Origin of the sequence: Streptomyces phytophilus (genome assembly GCF_013870535.1) — a bacterium.
GTDB lineage: Bacteria > Actinomycetota > Actinomycetes > Streptomycetales > Streptomycetaceae > Streptomyces > Streptomyces phytophilus.
The window spans coordinates 1-3,389 of sequence record NZ_JACBXC010000652.1; the positions used below are offsets into that span (position 1 = coordinate 1).

2 protein-coding genes and 2 pseudogenes are annotated in these 3,389 nt (G+C 71.6%); all 4 read left to right on the forward strand.

Going from position 1 to position 3,389, the window contains the following annotated elements; translation table 11 throughout:
• Window positions 1-2: 2 nt before the first annotated feature.
• Window positions 3-1,046, forward strand: coding sequence for a methionine ABC transporter ATP-binding protein (locus tag H5J30_RS22960; RefSeq protein ID WP_181789278.1), 1,044 nt, complete (start codon window positions 3-5; stop codon window positions 1,044-1,046).
• Window positions 1,043-1,762: pseudogene (locus H5J30_RS37505) on the forward strand (methionine ABC transporter permease); the annotation flags it as partial. The gene H5J30_RS22960 and the pseudogene H5J30_RS37505, both read left to right, overlap by 4 nt.
• Before the next feature lie 90 nt (window positions 1,763-1,852).
• Window positions 1,853-2,563: pseudogene (locus H5J30_RS37510) on the forward strand (MetQ/NlpA family ABC transporter substrate-binding protein); the annotation flags it as partial.
• Window positions 2,564-2,640: 77 nt separating this feature from the next.
• Window positions 2,641-3,246 (forward strand): GNAT family N-acetyltransferase, encoded by a 606-nt coding sequence (locus H5J30_RS22970; protein ID WP_181789280.1) that lies wholly within the window; start codon window positions 2,641-2,643, stop codon window positions 3,244-3,246.
• Window positions 3,247-3,389: the final 143 nt, after the last annotated feature.

Genomic DNA, 3,389 nt, shown 5'->3' on the forward strand with positions numbered 1-3,389 from the left:
ACGTGATCACAGTTACGGACCTGAAGAAGGTCTACCGCTCGCGCGGCCGCGAGACCGCCGCGCTCGACGGCGTCGACCTGCGCGTACGCGAGGGCGAGGTCTTCGGCGTCGTCGGCCGCAGCGGCGCCGGCAAGTCCACCCTCATCCGCTGCATCAACCTCCTGGAGCGCCCCGACTCCGGCACCGTCACGGTCGCCGGCCAGGACCTCACGGCCCTGACCGGCCGCGAGCTGCGCGCCGCCCGCACCCGTATCGGCATGATCTTCCAGCACTTCAACCTGCTCAGCGCCCGCACCGTGCAGGACAACGTCGAACTGCCGCTGGAGATCCTGGGCCTGTCCGGGCAGGAGCGGGCCCGCAAGGCCCTCGAACTCCTCGACCTCGTCGGCCTCGCCGACCGCGCCAAGGCATACCCGGCGCAGCTGTCCGGCGGCCAGAAGCAGCGCGTCGGCATCGCCCGCGCGCTCGCCGGCGACCCGCAGGTGCTCCTCTCCGACGAGGCCACCTCCGCGCTCGACCCCGAGACCACCCGCTCCGTCCTGGCGCTGCTGCGCGAACTCAACCGCGAACTCGGCCTGACGGTCCTGCTCATCACCCACGAGATGGACGTCGTCAAGTCCGTCTGCGACTCCGCGGCCCTGATGCGCTCCGGCCGCATCACCGAGTCCGGCACCCTCGACGAGCTGCTGGCCACCCCCGGCTCCGAGATCGCCGCCCAGCTCTTCCCCGTCGGCGGCGAGGCGTACGGCACCGAGAGCACCGTCGTCGACATCACCTTCCACGGCGACACCGCCGGCCGCCCGGTGATCTCCCACCTTTCCCGCACCTACAACCTCGACGTGTCGATACTCGGCGCCGCCATGGACACCGTCGGCGGCCGGCAGGTCGGCCGGATGCGCATCGAGCTGCCCGGCCCGTACGAGGAGAACGTCGTCCCCCTGGGCTTCCTGCGCGAGCAGGGCCTGCAGATCGACCCGGTCGGCGTCGACGCCGACCGGGCCGGTGCCGGCGCCGCCGGCCTGTCCGCCCTGGAGAGTGCCAAGTGAGCTGGACCGAGATACGCCCCGAGCTGCTGACCGGGCTCTGGGAGACGCTGGCCATGGTCGGCTGGGCGGCGCTCATCGCCGTCGTCGCCGGCACGCCGCTGGGCGTGCTGCTGGTCCTCACCGACCGCGGCAGGCCGCTGCAGAACGTCCTCGTCAACCGGGTCATCGGGCTCGTCGTGAACATCGGCCGCTCGCTGCCGTTCATCATCCTGATGCTGGCCCTGACCGCATTCACGCGCTCGCTGGTCGGCACGTCGATCGGCCTCAAGGGCGCCATCGTGCCGCTGGCGATCAGCGCGATCCCCTTCTTCGCCCGGCTGGTCGAGTCCGCGGTACGGGAGGTCGACGCCGGCCTCGCCGAGGCCGTGCAGTCGATGGGCGGCAGCACCTGGACCGTCGTCCGCAAGGCGCTGCTGCCGCAGGCGCTGCCGTCCCTGGTCGCGGGCCTGACCACCACGGTCATCGCCCTCGTCGGCTACTCCGCCATGGCCGGCGCCGTCGGCGGCGGCGGCCTCGGCGACGTCGCCATCCGCTACGGCTACCAGCGCTACGAGGGCGACGTCATGCTCGTCACCGTCGTGCTGCTCGTCGTCCTCGTCAACGTCGTCCAGCTGATCGGCGACTTCTTCGTCCGCAGCCTCAGCGACCGCAGCACCCGCAGCGCCGCCTACCTGCGCGTCTCCCGGCCCGCGCGGGCCGGAGTCACCGCGGTCGCCGGCGTCGCGCTGGTCGGCTCGCTCACCGTGGGCACCGCCAACCTCACCTCCGACGGCGGCGACGGCGGCGCGAACACCGTCACCGTGGCCGCGACGCCCGCACCGCACGGCGAGATCCTCACCTTCGTCAAGGACAACCTCGCCGCGGACGCCGGGATCGACCTGCGCATCCGGGAGTTCACCGACTACGTCAAGCCCAACGAGGCCGTCGCGAACGGCGAGGTCGACGCCAACTTCTTCCAGCACACCCCGTTCCTCGACGACTACAACGACAAGAACGGCACCGACATCGTCCCCACCGTCGGCGTGCTGGTCGAACCGCTCGGCCTCTACTCCGACGAGGCCGACGACGTCTCCGGCATCGGCGGCGGTGACACCGTCGCCGTACCGAACGACACCACCAACGAGGGCCGCGCCCTCCACCTCCTCGACGCCGAGGGCCTCATCGAGCTGAAGGACGGCACCGGCCTCAACGCCACCCTCGCCGACATCGCCGACGACCGCGGCCTGGACATCCGGGAGCTGGAGGCGGCCCAGACGCCGCGGGCGCTCCAGGATGTGGACGCCGCCGTCATCAACGGCAACTACGCGATCGACTCCGGCCTCGACCCCAAGTCGGACGCCATCGCGCTGGAGCAGGCCGAGGGCAACCCGTACGTCAACATCCTCGCCGTGCCGGCCGACGACGCGGACGACCCCGGGATCAGGAAGCTCGGCGAACTGCTCAACTCCCCCGAGACCAAGGAGTTCATGGCGGAGGAGTTCCCCTCGTCCGTACCGGTGTTCGGTCCCGTCGGCTGAGCCGTGGCATATCCGCCCGCGGATGCTGCATGCTGTCCGAGTCAGCTCGTCATCGGTCCACGCACTCGGAGAAGCGCATGTCATCCACCTTCCCGGACGTCTCCCTCAGCACGGACCGGCTGGTGCTCCGCCCGTTCGACGAGGAGGACGTGCCGGCGCTGACGGAGATGATGAACGACGACGCCGTCACCGCGTGGACGCAGGCACCGCACCCGTTCACGCGGGACGACGCCCTGGAGTGGGTGACGCGCGTAGCCCCGGCCGAGCGCACCGGCGGCCGGGGCATCGTCTTCGCGGTCTCGGAGTTCCTCACCCAGCGGCTCGTCGGCGTCGTCCACCTCAGCCGCACCGACTGGCGCACGCTGGCCGCCGAGGTCTCGTACATCGTCGCCCCCTGGGCGCGCGGCGAAGGGTACGCCGCGGAGTCGGTGCTCGTCGTCGCGCGCTGGCTCTTCGGCGTGCAGAAGTTCGAGCGCCTGGAACTGCGCACCGCCGCGGACAACACGGCGGCGCAGCAGGTCGCGCAGAAGCTCGGCGGCATCAGCGAGGGCGTCCTGCGCAACGCCTGGATAGCGCGCACCCGCACCGAGGACGGCGGCTGGACGGACATCCGCACCGACCTGATCGTCTGGAGCCTGCTGCCGGAGGATCTGGACGCGGACGGCGGGAGTAGTGTGCTCTGACGCTCCCTTGCCTCCGGCGCGCGTCCGCGTGTACGCACCGTACGCGCGTGCCGCCGCGAGCCGGGAGCGTGCGCCGGCCCGCCGGCGCGCCCCGCAGCCGACGACCAGGAGAGAAGTGAGCGATGGCGGACCGGGTCACCGTG